This is a genomic window from Nocardioides euryhalodurans (genome assembly GCF_004564375.1).
Classification (GTDB): Bacteria; Actinomycetota; Actinomycetes; order Propionibacteriales; family Nocardioidaceae; genus Nocardioides; species Nocardioides euryhalodurans.
Window position 1 is genome coordinate 1,560,387 of sequence record NZ_CP038267.1, and the last position, 16,169, is coordinate 1,576,555.

Here is a 16,169-nt window from a genome sequence, read left to right on the forward strand (position 1 = left end):
GTGTGCTCCGGGACCGCCTCGGCCCGTATGGTGGATCGGTCATGAAGCAGCCCGACGAGTTCGACGCCTTCTACAAGCGCGCCCGGACCCGGCTCCTGCTGCAGACCTACGCCCTCACCGGCGACCTCCCCGCCTCGCGGTCCGCGGTCCGCGACTCGTTCGTCGTCACCTGGCACCACTGGCGCAAGGTGGGCCGCCTGCCGGACCCCGAGTCGTGGGTCCGTCCCCGTGCCTGGGCGCAGGCGCAGCGCCGTCACACGGCCCGCCTCTGGCACCGCGACAAGCAGCTGGACCCCGAGGTGGCCGCCACCCTGGAGTCGCTCGGCAAGCTGTCGGTGGTGCAGCGCAAGGCGCTGCTGCTCGCCGAGCTCACGGAGCTCTCGCTCGCCGACCGGGCGCGGGAGCTGGGGCTGACCCGGCAGGAGGCCGAGCGGCAGACACTGACCGCATCGGCCCGGTTCTCGGTCCACCGCGACGTCGAGGCCGCCCGCTTCCCCGCGCTGCTCGAGACCCTGCACACCCAGGTCGACGCCGTCACCTGGCCCCGCGCCACGATCCTGCGCCGCTCGGGGGCCGCCCGCCGACGTACGCACACCGTGGTCGGCGCGGTCGCCGGCGTCGCCGCCGTGCTCGTGACCGGGGTGCTCGTCGACGGCTCCGGCCTGCGCACCGAGCTCCCGACGGCCGACCGGGGCGGCGCGATGGTGACCGCCGAGGAGGACCCGGCCCAGTTCGACGCCGACGCCCTCGTGAGCGCCGGGGAGCTCGGGCTGGCCGTCGACGGCACGGGCTGGCGAGCCACCCGGACCAGCGACAACACCCGCGGCGACGGGCTCGCCACGCCCTGCCAGCAGCGGCGGTACGCCGACCCGCGTGGCCGCGCCGCGCTGGTCCGCTCGTTCACCACCTCGCCCGGGCGGGGCGAGCCCCGGGTGGGCGCCGTCCAGGTCGCCGAGCTGTCGACGAGCACCCGGGCAGCCCGCCGCACGTGGGAGCAGTCCCTGGCGTGGTACGCCGGCTGCACCGCCCCGCGGGTTCAGCTCCAGGAGACCACCCAGGTCCGCAACGTCGGCGACCAGGCGATGCTGGTGCAGCTGCGCGACTGGCGGCGGGACGAGACCTACCTCGCCGGCGTGGCGCGCACCGGCCAGGTCACGACGACGACCTTCTACCGCACCGACGACAACGCGGACCCCGACGTCGCCGGCGCGACCAGGATGCTGGTGCTGGCCGTCAACGGGATGTGCCCGACGCCGCAGGGCGGTGCCTGCGCCACCACCCCGGCCACCTCGGCCCGACCCCCCGTGCCCGTGGGCGAGGTCCCCGGGCTGCTGGCCACCGTCGACCTGCCGCCGGTCCCGGGCATCAGGGAGGCGTGGGTCGGCACCGAGCCGCTCGAGGCGCGGGAGAACGTCGCGGCGACCAACTGCGACCAGACCGACTTCGCGGCCCGCCCGGTCACCGGCAACGTCACCCGGACCTTCCTCATCCCCGATGCCCCCCTTCCCGCCACGTTCGGCGTCACCGAGACCGCGGGCACCCTCCCCTCGGCCGGCCGCGCACGCGAGTTCGTCGCGACCATCCGGCGCCGGATGGCGGCCTGCCCCGACCGCGACCTCGGTTCCGACGTCACTCCGATCACCTCGTCCTCGAAGGCCGATGCCGAGCACGCCGTGTGGCGCGTGACGACGGAGATCAGCGACGACCAGACCGTCACGTTCCTGATGGGGGTCGTCCGCCGTGGCAACCACGTCGCCCAGCTCGGCTTCCTCCCGACCCGGACGGTGACGATCGGGACGGAGGCCTTCGAGGCGCTGCTCCTGAGGGCGGGCGAGCGGCTGGAGTACCTGCCGAAGCGGTAGGCGGACCGGTCAGCGCAGGCGGAGCGCGTCGAGCAGGTCCGCCACGACCCGGGCGGTCTCGCCGGGATCGACCAGCAGGTGCAGGTGCCCGGCGTCATCCAGCACCCGTGTCGGCCAGCGGTGGGCCCGGGCCACGGCGAGCTCCTCGGCGTAGGTGGTGCCGAGGGCGAGGTACGCACGGGCGCCCGCCTGCCAGCCAGGGGGCACGGGCACCTCGCCGTCGACGTACGACAGCGGGACCTCGGGCAGCAGCGAGTCCAGGTCCTCGAGGAGCGGGCCGGGCAGCACCGCGGCGACGTCGGCCCGGGGCCACCACCGGGTCCAGCGCGGCAGTCGCCCGTCCGGTCCGGCCAGCGCGGCCAGGTGCTCACGGAAGGCGGGAGGCGCCAGGGTGGTGCTGCCCGTGGTCACGGGCAGGGCGGCGTCGACGAAGACCACGGGTGCTCCCCCGGCGGCGGCGCTCACCGTCGGCGCGAGGTAGCCGGCGTTGCTGTGCGGGACCAGCACCACGTCGTCGACGCCTCGTGCCGCGGCGCTCCACGCGTCGACGAGGCAGGCGCCCTCCGGGTCGGCCGGTACGTCGGCCACCGACGCCCCCAGCCCCAGGGACGACAGTGCCGCCACCACCGGCCCGTAGGCCGCCGGCCCGAGGAACGGGCTCGGCAGGACGAGCAGGTGGGGCGGCACGGTCGTGCTGTCAGAGTGCCTGCAGGATCTCCCGCATCAGGGCAGCGGTCTCGGAGGGCGTCTTGCCGACCTTGACCCCGGCGGCCTCGAGGGCCTCCTTCTTCGCCTGCGCGGTGCCGGAGGAGCCCGACACGATCGCCCCGGCGTGGCCCATGGTCTTGCCCTCCGGCGCGGTGAACCCGGCGACGTAGCCGACGACCGGCTTCGTCACGTGGTCCTTGATGTAGGCCGCGGCACGCTCCTCGGCGTCGCCGCCGATCTCGCCGATCATCACGATCGCCTTGGTCTCCGGGTCGTTCTCGAAGGCCTCGAGGGCGTCGATGTGGGTGGTGCCGATGACCGGGTCGCCGCCGATGCCGATGGCGGTCGAGAAGCCGAAGTCCCGCAGCTCGAACATCATCTGGTAGGTCAGCGTGCCCGACTTCGAGACCAGGCCGACCGGGCCCTTGCCCGCGATGGTGTGGGGCGTGATGCCGGCCAACGACTCCTCGGGCGTGATGATGCCCGGGCAGTTGGGGCCGATCATGCGGGTGCCCTTGCCCTCGAGGTAGGCGAAGACCTCCGCGGAGTCCTGGACCGGGACGCCCTCGGTGATGACCACGAGCAGGCCGATGCCCGCGTCGATGGCCTCGATGCAGGCGTCCTTGGTGAAGGCGGGCGGCACGAAGAGGACCGACACGTCGGCGCCGGTCTCGGCCATCGCCTCCTTGACGCTGCCGAAGACCGGCAGCTCCTTGCCGGCCAGCTCGACGGTGGTGCCGGCCTTGCGTGCGTTGACGCCCCCGACGATGTCGGACCCCGCCTCGAGCATGAGCGTGGTGTGCTTGGAGCCCATCCCGCCGGTCATGCCCTGGACGATGATCTTGGAGTCCTTGTTGAGGTAGATCGACATCTCAGTTGCCTCCCGCGTTCGCAAGCTCGGCGGCCTTGTCCGCCGCGCCGTCCATCGTGTCGACCATCGTCACGAGCGGGTGGTCCAGCTCGGCGAGGATGGCGCGCCCCTTGTCGACGTTGTTGCCGTCGAGGCGTACGACGAGCGGCTTGGAGGCCTCGTCACCGAGGATCTCCAGCGCACCCTTGATGCCGTTGGCGACCTCGTCACAGGCGGTGATGCCGCCGAAGACGTTCACGAACACGCTCTTGACCTGCTCGTCGTGGATGATCACGTCGAGGCCGTCGGCCATGACCTGCGCGTTGGCGCCGCCACCGATGTCGAGGAAGTTGGCCGGCTTCACGCCGCCGTGGGCCTCCCCGGCGTACGCGACGACGTCGAGCGTCGACATGACGAGGCCGGCACCGTTGCCGATGATCCCGACCTGCCCGTCGAGCTTGACGTAGTTGAGGCCCTTGTCCTTGGCCTTGGCCTCGAGCGGGTCGGACTCCTCGCGGATCACGAACCGGGCGTGGTCCTCGTGGCGGAAGTCGGCGTTGTCGTCGAGCGACACCTTGCCGTCGAGCGCCTCGAGCTTGTCGCCGGTCAGGCGGGCCAGCGGGTTGACCTCGACGAGCGTCGCATCCTCCTCGACGAACACGGTCCACAGCTGCTGGACCATCTCGACCGCCTGGTCGCGCAGCTCGGCCGGGAAGCCGGCCTCGTCGACGATCGCACGGGCCTTGGCCTCGTCGACGCCGGTGCCGGCGTCGATCGGGATCTTCTTGACCGCGTCGGGGTTGGTCTTGGCGACCTCCTCGATCTCGACGCCGCCCTCGACGCTCGCGATGCAGAGGTAGGAGCGGTTGGACCGGTCGAGCAGGAAGGAGAAGTAGTACTCCTCCTCGATCGACGCGCCGGGGACCACGAGCACCCGGTTGACGGGGAGCCCCTTGATCTCGAGGTCGAGGATCGCCCGCGCGGCCTGCTCGGCCTCCTCCGGCGACTTCGCGACCTTCACGCCGCCGGCCTTGCCGCGGCCTCCGGCCTTGACCTGCGCCTTGACGACGACGACGCCACCGATCTCCTCCGCGGCCGCGCGAGCGTCCTCGGGGGTCTCGACGGTCTTGCCGAGCGCGCCGGCCACCCCGTGCTTCGCGAAGAGCTCCTTCGCCTGGTACTCCATCAAGTCCACTGTTCGACCCTGTCCTTCGTTGCTCGACACGTCAGGTCTTTCCCGTCGCAGCACCCTAGTCCCGTGGCGGGGGTCGCGGGGAGGGCGGGTCGCTGGCGGACGGGACTCCCGGCGGCAGCGAGCGGGTCAGGAACCCGACTCGGCGAAGTGCTCGGCGACCCAGCCGGTGATGTCGCCCGTGGTCGCACCCGGTGTGAACACCTGGGCGACGCCGATCTCCTGGAGTGCCGGGATGTCCTCGTCGGGGATGATCCCGCCACCGAAGACGACGATGTCGGACGCGTCGCGCTCGGCAAGGAGCGAGAGCAGCTTGCGGAAGAGGGTCATGTGGGCACCCGACAGCACCGAGAGGCCGATCAGGTCGGCGTCCTCCTGGATGGCGGTCTCCACGATCTGCTCGGGAGTCTGGTGGAGCCCGGTGTAGATGACCTCGTGCCCGGCGTCGCGCAGCGCGCGGGCGACGATCTTGGCGCCGCGGTCGTGGCCGTCCAGCCCGGGCTTGCCGACGACGATCCGGATCCGGCCACCGGTGCTGGTCGAGGTCATGGCCGCAGGCTAGCCGACGTGATCCCGACCACGGCGGGAGGCCGCCGTCAGGCGTGATCGCGCCTCTCGGAGCACCCGTTGTCCACAGATTTGTGTGACGGGATTCCCCTCTTCGTGACCGGTCCGTTACAGTTCCGTCTCGTTGTCTCTGACCCCCGATACGGAGCACGCACTCACTGATGGGTAACCACCGAGCGGATCGTCGCGCCCCCCGGCGTGCCCCCTCGACGACCCCGATCGCTCCCGAGGTCGGTCGCCGACGCGCCAGCAAGCACACCGGTTCCCGCCGGGCCCTGTTCCGGGGCCTGCCGTCGGTGCCGGTCCTGATGGGCATCGCCGCCCTGGCGGTCTCCGCCGGCGGCGCCGTGACCGCAGCCGACCCGACGCTGCTCGGCTCCGAGGACACCCCGCACCGGCTGGTCGCCGCCAACGCGAGCAGCGGGGCCAGCGGCCAGTCCAGCAGCGACCTGCTCGAGGGCCGCGGCGTCGTCGTCTCCCGCGACTCCCGCCGCGACGCCGTGGCCGACGCCGCGAGCGCCGACCTGGTGGCCGAGGCCGAGGCGATCTCCAAGCAGCGCAACGCCGCCCTCGCCCGCTTCGCCCAGCTCGCCGAGGCCCAGTCCAAGAAGCTGGCGGAGAACCAGTGGGTGCTCCCGCTCAGCCCCTCGGTCACCACCGCCGAGTTCGGCGACTACGGCCTGTGGGCGAGCTACCACACCGGCCTCGACTTCAACGGCAGCGAGGGCCAGCCGATCATGGCCGTCGCCAACGGTGTCGTGACCTCGGTCGGCTACGACGGCTCCTACGGCGAGAAGACCGTGGTGACGCTGGAGGACGGCACCGAGATCTGGTACTGCCACCAGAGCGGCTACGACGTCAGCGAGGGCGACACGGTCAGCGCCGGCGACGTGATCGGGTACGTCGGCTCGACCGGCAACGTGACCGGCTCCCACCTGCACCTCGAGGTGCGCCCCGGTGGCGGTGACCCGGTCGACCCGTACGAAGCGTTCGTCGTGCACGGGCTCACTCCGTAGCCGATCGCCTCCCGCCTCAGAGCTTCTCGACCGGCGCGTAGCGCAGCAGCAGCCGCTTGACGCCCTCGCTCCCGAAGTCGATCGAGGCGACGGTCTTCTCGGCGACCCCCTCGAGGGCGACGACGGTGCCCATGCCGAAGGAGTCGTGGACCACCCGGTCGCCCGGGTCGAGGGACGGGATGGCGCGCGTCGGCTTCGACTTGGCGGCCGCGTCAGCGCGGGCGGCCGCCGAGGAGAAGTTGCGCCGACCGGCCGCGGTGGGCTGGCCGAGCCGGGCCCGGCTGCCCGAGGCGAGGTCGGGACGGCCCCACTGGGTCTGGGCGGCCTCGGTGCGGCGCCAGTCGACGAGGTCGATCGGCATCTCGTCGAGGAAGCGTGACGCGGGGTTGTGCGACGGCGCACCCCAGGCGGATCGGACGACGGCCCGGCTGAGGTAGAGGCGCTGCTCCGCGCGCGTCACGCCGACGTAGGCCAGCCGCCGCTCCTCCTCGAGCTCCGGCTGGTCACCCAGGGAGCGGGAGTGGGGGAAGACGCCGTCCTCCATGCCGGTCAGGAACACCACGGGGAACTCCAGGCCCTTGGCGGTGTGGAGGGTCATCAGCGTGACCACCCCCGAGTCGTCACCCTCCGGGCTGTCGGGGATCTGGTCGGTGTCGGCGACCAGCGCCACCCGCTCCAGGAAGTCACCCAGGCCGGGGGCCACCGTCCCCGCGTCGACGTCGGACGGGTCGGCGCTCGGGCCGGCGACGGGGTCGTCGGCGAACTCCCGCGCGACCGCCACCAGCTCGGCGAGGTTCTCCACCCGGGTCTCGTCCTGCGGGTCGTCGGACCCCTCGAGCTCGGCGAGGTAGCCGGACCGCTCCAGCACCGTCTCCAGCACCACGTCGGGCCGCTCCCCCGCGTCGACCATCGACTGCAGCTCGTCGACCATCCCGACGAAGCCCGTGATCGCGTTGAGCGAGCGGGAGGCGAGGCCGACGGCTTCCTGCGCCCGCCGCAGCGCCTCCCAGAAGATGATGCCCTCGCGCTCGGCCAGGGCCGTGACGCACGCGACCGCGCGGTCGCCGATCCCCCGCTTGGGGGTGTTGAGGATCCGCCGCAGCGAGATCTCGTCGGCCGGGTTCGCCAGCATCCGCAGGTAGGCCAGGGCGTCGCGCACCTCGCGCCGCTCGTAGAAGCGAACCCCGCCGACGACCTTGTAGGGCTGGCCGGTGCGGATGAACACCTCCTCGAAGACTCGCGACTGCGCGTTGGTGCGGTAGAAGACCGCCACGTCCGCCGGCCGGACCCCGGAGTCGTCGACCAGCCGGTCGATCTCCTCGGAGACGAAGCGCGCCTCGTCGTGCTCGTCGTCGGCGACGTAGCCGACGATCCGTTCGCCGGTGCCGGCGTCGGACCACAGCCGCTTGGCCTTGCGGCCCTTGTTGTGGCCGATCACCTCGTTGGCAGCGTTGAGGATGGTCTGCGTGGAGCGGTAGTTCTGCTCGAGCAGAATGGTCGCCGCGTCCGGGAAGTCCTGCTCGAAGTCGAGGATGTTGCGGATGTTGGCGCCGCGGAAGGCATAGATCGACTGGTCGGCGTCGCCCACCACCATCAGCTCGCTGGGGGCGACCCGCTCCGCCTCGGGGTCGAGGTCCTCGGGGTCGTCTGCGCAGAGCTGGTGGACGAGCGCGTACTGGGCGTGGTTGGTGTCCTGGTACTCGTCGACGAGCACGTGGCGGAAGCGGCGCCGGTAGGTCTCACGCACGTCGGGATAGGCCTGGAAGAGGTGGACGGTGGTCATGATCAGGTCGTCGAAGTCGAGGGCGTTGGCCTCGCGCAGCCGGCGCTGGTAGGCGGTGTAGGCGGCGGCCGCGGACTCCTCGAACCCGTTGCGCGCCTCGCGGGTCGCCTCCTCGTGGTCGCGCAGCTCGTTCTTGTGGTCCGACATCCAGTGGAGCAGCGCGTTGGGCTGGAACCGCTTGGGGTCGAGGTCGAGGTCCTTCGCGACCAGCGTCATCAGCCGCTTGGAGTCGGCGGCGTCGTAGATCGAGAAGCTGGACTTGAACCCGAGCTTGTCGATCTCCTTGCGGAGGATCCGGACACAGGCCGAGTGGAAGGTGCTGACCCACATGACCCGCGCCCGGCGGCCCACGAGGTCCTCGACCCGCTCCTTCATCTCGGCGGCGGCCTTGTTGGTGAAGGTGATCGCCAGGATCGACCCAGGGTGAGCGCCTCGCTGCGCCACCAGCCAGGCGATCCGGCGGGTCAGCACCCGGGTCTTGCCGGAGCCCGCACCAGCCACCACGAGCAGCGGGTGGCCCTCGTGGACGACGGCGGCCCGCTGCTGCTCGTTGAGGCCGTCGAGGAGCTCCTCGGGACGGGGTCCGCGCGGGGTCCGCTCGCTGGCGACGGCCTCGAGGCCGGGGATCGGGAAGGGGGTGCTCATGTCGGGTTCCAGCCTACGGTCCCCGACCGACACCGCGGCCGCGCAGGGCCGGGTCAGGGCTCGAGCTCGGCGACCACCGAGTCGACGACGGCGACCAGGTCGCCACCCGTACGGTCCATGACCTGGCGCTGCCGCTGGTAGGACGCCCCGTGCTTGGGGATCTCGGCCACCAGCCGCAGCTCCTCCTCGCACTCGAGCTCGCGCGAGAGCGGGGTGAGCCGCTCGAGCAGGTCGTCGAGGTCGTCGGTCACCAGCCGCTCCGCGCCGGCCGCGTCGAGGATGATCTCCGCGTCGAGCCCGTAGCGGGCGGCACGCCACTTGTTCTCCTGGACGTGCCACGGCGGCATCACCGGCAGCCGCTCCCCGGCCTCCAGCCGGCGTTCGAGGTCGACGACGAGGCAGTGGGTCAGGGCGGTCAGGGCCGAGAGCTCGCGGAGGTTGGAGACGCCGTCGCACACCCGGACCTCGACGGTGCCGAGGGCCGGCGCAGGGCGGATGTCCCAGCGGATGTCGTTGATGTGCTCGATGACGCCGGTGCGGAAGGCGTCGTCGACGTAGGTCTCGTACTCCTCCCACTCCTGGAACTGGAAGGGCAGACCGGCCGTGGGCAGCTGCTGGAACATCATCGCCCGGTTGCTGGCGTAGCCGGTGTCCTGCCCGCTCCACACCGGCGAGGAGGCGCTGAGCGCCTGCAGGTGCGGGAAGTGGTTGAGCAGCGAGCTGACGATCGGCAGCACGTGCTCGCGGCGGCGGACGCCGACGTGCACGTGCAGCCCCCAGATCAGCATCTGCCGGCCCCACCACTGGGTGCGCGAGATCAGCTCCTCGTAGCGGTGACCGGGCGTGAGCTGCTGCACCGACCACTGGGCGAAGGGGTGGGTGCCGGCGGCGTACAGGTCGACGCCGAGCGTCGCTGCCGTACGCCGGACGGCGCGCATCGTGCCGGCGAGGTCGGCCACCGCCTCGGGCACCGTCTCGCAGATCCCGGTGACGACCTCGACCGTGTTGCGGAGCAGCTCCCGGTGCAGCTTGGACTCGTCCACCAGCGCCGACTCGCCCTCGTGGACCGCCTCGAAGAGCGCGGCAGCGGAGTTGGAGAGGTCGCGGGTCACCCGGTCGACGAGGGCGAACTCCCACTCCACGCCGACCGTGGGCCGCGGGGAGCCAGCGAAGTCGACGGGCACGTGACCATCACACCACCCGCCCGGACCGGCGTCACCACCCGGACGGGGGGACCGCCACAACCTGTTTCCAACCCCCGTGGGCGTAGGCATGGGCTCGGGCACAGATCGATCAGGAGACCACCATGACCCAGACCCTGGAATCATCCACCGCGACCGGACCCCAGGAGCGGGTCGACGCGTGGCTGGCGGCGTTCGAGGACGCGCTCACCGCGCGAGACGTCGAGCGGGCGAGCGGCTTGTTCGCCGCGACCAGCTTCTGGCGCGACCTGATCGCCTTCTCCTGGAACATCACCACGGTGGAGGGCCCCGACGGCGTCCGCGACCTGCTGGCGCAGACCCTCGAGGCCACCGACCCGAGCGGCTTCGCGACCAGCGAGCCCCCGACGGAGGCCGACGGGGTCACCACGGCGTGGATCGTCTTCGAGACGGCCGTCGGCCGGGGTCGCGGGCTGCTGCGGCTCACCGAGGAGGGCGCCTGGACCCTGCTGACCACCCTCTACGAGCTCAAGGGCCACGAGGAGCCGATGAACGAGCAGCGGCCGATGGGGGCGCAGCACGGTGCCGACAAGCACCGCACCACGTGGAAGGAGCAGCGCCAGGCCGAGGCCGAGAGCCTCGGCAGCACGGTCCAGCCGTACGTCCTCGTGGTCGGCGGCGGCCAGGGCGGGATCGCGCTCGGCGCGCGGCTGCGGCAGCTGGGCGTGCCCTCGCTGGTGATCGACAAGCACCCCCGGCCGGGCGACCAGTGGCGCAACCGCTACAAGTCGCTGTGCCTCCACGACCCGGTCTGGTACGACCACCTGCCCTACCTGAAGTTCCCGGACAACTGGCCGGTCTTCGCGCCCAAGGACAAGATCGGCGACTGGCTGGAGTCCTACACCAAGGTGATGGAGGTGCCGTACTGGTCCAGCACCACCGCGACCAGCGCCACCTGGTCCGAGGAGACCGGCGAGTGGACCGTCGAGGTCGAGCGCGAGGGACAGCCGCTGACCCTGCGGCCGAAGCAGCTGGTCTTCGCCACGGGCATGTCCGGCAAGCCCAACCTCCCCGAGGTCCCCGGGATCGAGACCTTCCGCGGTGACGTACACCACTCCTCCGCCCACCCGGGTCCGGACGCCTACCGGGGCAAGAAGGCCGTCGTGATCGGGAGCAACAACAGCTCCTTCGACATCTGCGGCGCGCTCTGGGAGAACGACGTCGACGTGACGATGGTGCAGAGGTCCTCGACCCACATCGTCAAGAGCGACTCGCTCATGGACATCGGCCTGGGCGACCTCTACTCCGAGCGCGCGCTGGCGGCCGGCGTCACGACCGACAAGGCGGACCTGATCTTCGCCTCGCTCCCCTACCGGATCCTGCACGAGTTCCAGGTCCCGCTCTACGAGGCGATGGCCGAGCGTGACAAGGAGTTCTACGAGCGGCTGGAGCGGTCCGGCTTCCGGCACGACTGGGGCGACGACGGCTCCGGACTGTTCATGAAGTACCTGCGCCGCGGGTCGGGCTACTACATCGACGTCGGCGCGGCCGACCTGGTCGCCGACGGCCGGGTCAAGCTCGCCCACGGGCAGGTCACCGAGCTGACCGAGGACGGCGTACGGCTCGAGGACGGGACCGAGCTGCCCGCGGACCTCGTGGTCTTCGCGACCGGCTACGGCTCCATGAACGGCTGGGTGGCCGACCTGATCGACCAGGAGACCGCCGACCGGCTCGGCAAGGTGTGGGGCCTCGGCTCGGAGACCACCAAGGACCCCGGCCCTTGGGAGGGCGAGCAACGGAACATGTGGAAGCCCACGCAGGTGCCGGCGCTGTGGATGCACGGCGGCAACCTGCACCAGTCACGGCACTACTCGCTCTACCTCGCGCTGCAGCTCAAGGCCCGGTTCGAGGGGATCCCGACCCCGGTCTACGGGCTGCAGGAGGTGCACCACACCAGCTGAGCCGTCAGGCGTGGGTGGGGGTCCAGAAGATCGCGACGGCGATGTTGGCGACGGTGAGGGCGAGCAGGCCGAGGTAGAGGCCGGTCGGGATGCGCGGCTTGCGCATGTTGGCCATCACGAGGACGAGGATCACCAGGCCGATCGCGAACTTCACGCCGACCTTGGCGTGGTCGACGGCGCCGTCGCCCGCCTCGAGCACGCCGACGAGGAGCAGCCCCATCAGGAAGGCCGTGCCCGCGCCGTCGCGCATCGCGGCGTTGACCTGCTTGGTCGGCTCGCGCACCTGCACGAGCAGGCCGCCGAGGAGGGCCGCGAAGCCCAGGACGTGGAGGAACAGCAGGACCAGGCGGAGGGTCTCCATGCGAGGAGCCTAGCGACGGGTCCTGCCGCTCCCGACGCCTACTTCTTCGTGCGCTTGCGCGGCGCCGGGCGTACGACGAGCACCGGGCAGGGCGCGTAGTGCTGGACGCGCTGGGCGGTGCTGCCGACCAGCACCGTGTCGCTGATCCCCCGACCACCCGCGGCCACCACGACCAGGCCCGCGTTCAGCTGCCCGGCGGCCTTGATGATCTCGTTGGCCGGCGACCCGGACCGGATGCGCCTGTGGACCTTGGGCCCCCAGCCGTCGAAGACCTCCGCCACCGTCGCGACCGCCGACTCGGCGGCCTTGCGGAACCCGCCGGTCTCGAGGTCGCCGCGGCGACGGTCGACCGGCGACAGGTCGTCGGCGAACGCGACGGCTGCCAGCGGCCGGATGACGGCGACCACCGAGATGTCGGTGATCTTCTCGGGGTCGGCGAACGACTTGAGCTGCTTGGCGGCGCGCAGCGACTGCTGGCTCCCGTCCGTGGCCACGACGACGTGCATCAGAGGTCTCCCCTCGACTCGGTGGTGGGTTCGCCGCGCTCGACACCCGGCGGACGGTTGCTCTTGCCGAAGAAGTACTCGACGAGGAAGAGCACCACGCCCACCGCGACCAGTCCGGCGCACCACAGCAGCGAGGTCGGGTCGTCGTAGACCGACCAGGCGAGGATGGCCAGGTTGCCCGCCAGGCCGACGAGCAGCAGCGGCGTGTTGGCCCGGAAGGCCCGCTCGTCCTCGTCCTTCCCGCGCAGCTTGAGGCAGGACACGATCACCAGGGCGTAGATGAACAGCAGGAACACGACCGTCACCAGGGCGAGGCGCTCCACGATCGAGGTCCCCTCGACCTCGGGTGCGACCGTCCCGACCACGAGCAGGAGCCCGACCACGAGACCGCTGAAGAGCAGTCCCACCCACGGGCTGCGCCGGGTGGGGTGGATCTTGGCGAAGACGCCCGGGACGACGTCCTCGTTGGCCATGCCGTAGAGGATCCGCGGCTGGGTCACGATCGCGACCAGCGTCGTGTTCGTGATGGCGATCAGCGCGATGATCGAGAACAACGTCTCCATGAAGTCGCTCGAGATCGGCAGGATGCCGGACTTCACGACCTCCAGCAGGGCCGCCTCCGACCCCGCCAGGTCGTCGACCGGGACGGTCAGGGCGGCCGCCATCGAGACCAGCACGTAGATCACGCCGGCGGTGATCATGCCGCCGATCAGCGAGCGCGGGAAGGACCGGTGCGGGTCGATGGTCTCCTCGGCGACGTTGGCGGTGTTCTCGAAGCCGGTCATGGCGAAGAAGGAGAGGGCGACACCGGCGAGGATCGCCAGGGCCCAGTTGGTGCCGCCGGTGTCGAACTCGGTGAGGATCGCGAAGTCCGCGTCGCCCGCGGCGATGTGCCAGATCGCGATGAACAGGACGATCAGCAGGCCGAAGATCTCGATGAACGCCATCACCATGTTCATCACGACCGACTCGGTGATGCCGATGAAGTTGACGACGGTCAGCACGAGGATGAAGAGCAGCGTCACCAGCAGGGTCGGCGGCGAGGCCCACAGCGTGGCGAAGTACGACGCGAAGCCACCAGCCAGGGAGCCCGCGGCCGCGAAGCTGGCCGACAGGAACGACACCGTGATCAGGAACGTGAGCGCCCTGCTGCCGAACGCCTTGTTGACGTAGAGCGCGGCACCGGCGGCCTGGGGGTACTTGGTGACGAGCTCGGCGTACGCGGTGCCCGTGATCGCCGCGATGGAGACGCCGACCGCGAAGGCGATCCAGAACGCCCCGCCGACGGCGGCCGCGACGAGGCCGATGAGGACGTAGATCCCCGACCCGAGCACGTCGCCGAGGGTGTAGAAGAAGAGCTGTTTCCCGGTGATGGACCTGCGGAGGCCACCCTCGTCGTCGTCGTCGATCGTGGAGATGCTGCTGGGGTCGGCCACGGGGCCTCGCTTCCGGGCAGGAGATTTCCGAGCAGGCCCCACCGAACCGGACCACCGGGAGGTTGTCAATCCGCTCCCGGAGCCGCCGCGGTCACAGGAGGTGACGGTCGGAGGCCCAGCGGGTCAGCTCGTGGCGCGAGGAGAGCTGGAGCTTGCGCAGCACCGACGACATGTGGGTCTCCACCGTCTTGATCGAGATGAACAGCTCCTTGGCGACCTCCTTGTAGGCGTAGCCGCGGGCGATCAGGCGCATCACCTCGCGCTCCCGCTCGGTCAGCCGGTCGAGGTCCTCGTCGACCGCGGCGACCGAGATCGAGCCCGCGAAGGCGTCCAGGACGAAGCCTGCCAGCCGGGGCGAGAAGACGGCGTCGCCCTCGGCGACCCGGCGGATCGCGTCGACCAGCTCGGGGCCGGTGATGGTCTTGGTGACGTAGCCGCGTGCGCCGCCGCGGATGGTGCCGATCACGTCCTCGGCGGCGTCGGAGACGCTGAGCGCGAGATAGCTCGTGGCAGGGCTGGTGGCGCGCTTCATCACCGAGACGCCGCCCCCGCCGGGCAGGTGGACGTCGAGCAGCACCACGTCGGGACGCTGGGCCGTGATGGCGGTGACGGCCTCGTCGACGTCACCGGCCTCGCCGACGATCTCGACCGCGTCCGAGCCGGCCAGCTCGCCCCGCACCCCGGAGCGGAACATCGCGTGGTCGTCGACGAGGACGACGCGGATCGGGTCGCTGGTGCTCTCGCTGGTCATGGGGTGGATCCTTCCGTCTCGGGGTTGCCCGGGCGGGGCAGGTGCAGCCGCACCTCGGTGCCCTCGCCGTGGGTGGAGCGGACCTCGGCGCGACCGCCGTGGCGGTCCATCCGGTCCTCGATGCTGTGGCGTACGCCGTAGCGGTCGGCCGGCACGTCGTCGGGGTCGAACCCGACCCCCCGGTCGCGGACGAAGACGTCCACGGCCGCGTCGTCGATCTCGGCGTAGACGTCGACACGCGGGACGCCGGCGTGCTTGGCGGCGTTGGTGATCGCCTCGCGAGTCGCCTGCACCACCGGCAGCAGCGCCTCGGAGTGGTCGCAGTCGCCGACCACCACCACCTCGACAGCGATCCCGTGGGCGTCCTCGACGGCGGCCGCGGCCGCCCGGAGGGCACCGGCCACGGTGCGCTCGTCGGCAGTCTCGGCGGAGTAGAGCCACGCCCGCAGGTCGCGCTCCTGGGCGCGGGCGAGCCGGGCGACGACCGGGCCGTCGTCGGCGTTCTTCTGGATCAGGGCCAGGGTCTGCAGCACCGAGTCGTGGAGGTGGGCGGCGACGTCGGCGCGGTCCTGGGTGCGCATCCGCTCGGCACGCTCGGCCGTGAGGTCCGCGGCCAGCCGGTAGACCCAGGGGCCGGCCACCAGGCCGATGCCCGCCACGGCGAGCAGCACCACGATCGTCACGTCACGGGCAGCCGCGAGCGACCCGCCCTGGAGCAGGACCAGCACCAGGGAGGACACGATCAGCAGCAGGCCGAGGCCGAGGCGGGTCCAGGACGCCCAGCCGCCGGTGCCGAACACGATCCGGACCGGGTCGATCCGGCCCGTGCTGTCGAGCCAGCGCTCCCGCTGGGCCTCGTCGGCCTGGCGCCAGAGCAGGCCGAGGCCCACCACGCCGAGCAGCACCGGCCAGAAGACCGCCGGGCCGCCGAGCAGCGCCTGCGCCATCAGGACCACCCCGATCGCGAGTGCCGCCAGGGCGATCGCCGGGCCGACGTCGGTCAGCCGGCGGATCGGGCCCGGCCGGCGCCCGTCGCGGGTCGCCCCCTCGAGACCCGGCGGGGCGGTCGCGAACCGGCTGTCGGAGGGGAGCACCAGCCACAGGCCGGCGTACAGGAAGAAGCCGAGGCCGCCGAGCGCGACGGCGAGGAGGAAGGCCACCCGCACCCACAGCACCGGCAGCGCGAGGTGGCGCGCCAGCCCGGCCGCGACGCCCCCGATGACCGGGTGCTGGCTGTCGCGGCTGGCGCGGCGTACGCTCCGGGGCGCGTCCGGCGCGGAGCTGGTGGAGGTGGTGGTCGTCATGACGCCTCAATCGTCACACAGCGAGGGGGGTCGGACCATGAGGTACGACCCCGACCCGACCCTGACG

General features: G+C 71.6%; 14 protein-coding genes. 3 read left to right on the forward strand and 11 right to left on the reverse strand.

All coding sequences use genetic code 11. The annotated features are described in order from the left end of the window. Positions 1–41 precede the first annotated feature (41 nt). Entirely contained in the window at positions 42–1,862 is a 1,821-nt protein-coding gene (locus EXE57_RS07310; protein ID WP_135075731.1) for a SigE family RNA polymerase sigma factor, read from the forward strand. A 9-nt stretch (positions 1,863–1,871) separates the two neighbouring features. Here the strand turns inward: EXE57_RS07310 and EXE57_RS07315 are convergent, their stop codons facing one another. From EXE57_RS07315 to EXE57_RS07330, 4 genes are all read right to left on the reverse strand, one after another. Further along, complete coding sequence (locus EXE57_RS07315; RefSeq protein ID WP_135075734.1) at positions 1,872–2,549, reverse strand: hypothetical protein; 678 nt, start codon at positions 2,547–2,549, stop codon at positions 1,872–1,874. Positions 2,550–2,559: 10 nt separating this feature from the next. Next, on the reverse strand, positions 2,560–3,441 hold the full coding sequence (gene sucD / locus EXE57_RS07320; RefSeq protein WP_135075737.1) for a succinate--CoA ligase subunit alpha: 882 nt from the start codon (positions 3,439–3,441) through the stop codon (positions 2,560–2,562). Position 3,442: 1 nt separating this feature from the next. Next, positions 3,443–4,615, reverse strand: a complete 1,173-nt coding sequence (gene sucC / locus EXE57_RS07325) for an ADP-forming succinate--CoA ligase subunit beta (protein WP_135075740.1) — start codon at positions 4,613–4,615, stop codon at positions 3,443–3,445. A 126-nt stretch (positions 4,616–4,741) separates the two neighbouring features. Next, entirely contained in the window at positions 4,742–5,161 is a 420-nt protein-coding gene (locus EXE57_RS07330; RefSeq protein ID WP_135075743.1) for a cobalamin B12-binding domain-containing protein, read from the reverse strand. 179 nt (positions 5,162–5,340) lie between these two features. Between EXE57_RS07330 and EXE57_RS07335 the strand changes: the two genes are divergently transcribed. Continuing rightward, entirely contained in the window at positions 5,341–6,195 is an 855-nt protein-coding gene (locus tag EXE57_RS07335; RefSeq protein ID WP_135075746.1) for a M23 family metallopeptidase, read from the forward strand. A 16-nt stretch (positions 6,196–6,211) separates the two neighbouring features. Here EXE57_RS07335 and pcrA read toward each other — a convergent pair whose 3' ends face one another. Further along, complete coding sequence (gene pcrA / locus EXE57_RS07340) at positions 6,212–8,623, reverse strand: DNA helicase PcrA (RefSeq protein ID WP_135075749.1); 2,412 nt, start codon at positions 8,621–8,623, stop codon at positions 6,212–6,214. A 53-nt stretch (positions 8,624–8,676) separates the two neighbouring features. Then, complete coding sequence (locus EXE57_RS07345) at positions 8,677–9,807, reverse strand: glutamate--cysteine ligase (protein ID WP_208543000.1); 1,131 nt, start codon at positions 9,805–9,807, stop codon at positions 8,677–8,679. 122 nt (positions 9,808–9,929) lie between these two features. On the opposite strand from EXE57_RS07345, the gene EXE57_RS07350 reads away from it, so the two are divergent. Beyond that, positions 9,930–11,744 (forward strand): NAD(P)/FAD-dependent oxidoreductase, encoded by a 1,815-nt coding sequence (locus EXE57_RS07350; RefSeq protein ID WP_135075752.1) that lies wholly within the window; start codon positions 9,930–9,932, stop codon positions 11,742–11,744. Positions 11,745–11,748: 4 nt separating this feature from the next. On the opposite strand, the gene EXE57_RS07355 is transcribed toward EXE57_RS07350, so the two are convergent. The 5 genes from EXE57_RS07355 to EXE57_RS07375 all read right to left on the reverse strand — a co-directional run bounded on the left by EXE57_RS07355 (position 11,749) and on the right by EXE57_RS07375 (position 16,102). Continuing rightward, positions 11,749–12,105, reverse strand: a complete 357-nt coding sequence (locus EXE57_RS07355; RefSeq protein WP_135075755.1) for a hypothetical protein — start codon at positions 12,103–12,105, stop codon at positions 11,749–11,751. Between the two features lie 38 nt (positions 12,106–12,143). Then, entirely contained in the window at positions 12,144–12,611 is a 468-nt protein-coding gene (locus tag EXE57_RS07360) for a universal stress protein (RefSeq protein WP_135075758.1), read from the reverse strand. Then, a complete protein-coding gene (locus EXE57_RS07365; RefSeq protein ID WP_208543001.1) occupies positions 12,611–14,047 on the reverse strand; it encodes an APC family permease in 1,437 nt (478 codons plus the stop codon). The genes EXE57_RS07360 and EXE57_RS07365 overlap by 1 nt, the downstream gene beginning before the upstream one ends. A gap of 91 nt (positions 14,048–14,138) precedes the next feature. Further along, positions 14,139–14,798 carry a LuxR C-terminal-related transcriptional regulator gene (locus tag EXE57_RS07370; RefSeq protein ID WP_135075761.1) on the reverse strand — a complete coding sequence of 220 codons (660 nt, stop codon included), beginning with the start codon at positions 14,796–14,798 and terminating at the stop codon, positions 14,139–14,141. Next, positions 14,795–16,102 (reverse strand): ATP-binding protein, encoded by a 1,308-nt coding sequence (locus EXE57_RS07375; protein WP_135075764.1) that lies wholly within the window; start codon positions 16,100–16,102, stop codon positions 14,795–14,797. The genes EXE57_RS07370 and EXE57_RS07375 overlap by 4 nt, the downstream gene beginning before the upstream one ends. Between the last annotated feature and the right edge of the window lie 67 nt (positions 16,103–16,169).

Excerpts from the sequence above, each read along its gene's own strand:
- EXE57_RS07310 (WP_135075731.1), top strand. The coding sequence starts at position 42 with ATGAAGCAGCCCGACGAGTTCGACGCCTTCTACAAGCGCGCCCGGACC.
- sucD (WP_135075737.1), bottom strand. The coding sequence starts at position 3,441 with ATGTCGATCTACCTCAACAAGGACTCCAAGATCATCGTCCAGGGCATG.
- EXE57_RS07330 (WP_135075743.1), bottom strand. The coding sequence starts at position 5,161 with ATGACCTCGACCAGCACCGGTGGCCGGATCCGGATCGTCGTCGGCAAG.
- EXE57_RS07335 (WP_135075746.1), top strand. The coding sequence starts at position 5,341 with ATGGGTAACCACCGAGCGGATCGTCGCGCCCCCCGGCGTGCCCCCTCG.
- pcrA (WP_135075749.1), bottom strand. The coding sequence starts at position 8,623 with ATGAGCACCCCCTTCCCGATCCCCGGCCTCGAGGCCGTCGCCAGCGAG.
- EXE57_RS07350 (WP_135075752.1), top strand. The coding sequence starts at position 9,930 with ATGACCCAGACCCTGGAATCATCCACCGCGACCGGACCCCAGGAGCGG.
- EXE57_RS07355 (WP_135075755.1), bottom strand. The coding sequence starts at position 12,105 with ATGGAGACCCTCCGCCTGGTCCTGCTGTTCCTCCACGTCCTGGGCTTC.
- EXE57_RS07360 (WP_135075758.1), bottom strand. The coding sequence starts at position 12,611 with ATGCACGTCGTCGTGGCCACGGACGGGAGCCAGCAGTCGCTGCGCGCC.
- EXE57_RS07370 (WP_135075761.1), bottom strand. The coding sequence starts at position 14,798 with ATGACCAGCGAGAGCACCAGCGACCCGATCCGCGTCGTCCTCGTCGAC.
- EXE57_RS07375 (WP_135075764.1), bottom strand. The coding sequence starts at position 16,102 with ATGACGACCACCACCTCCACCAGCTCCGCGCCGGACGCGCCCCGGAGC.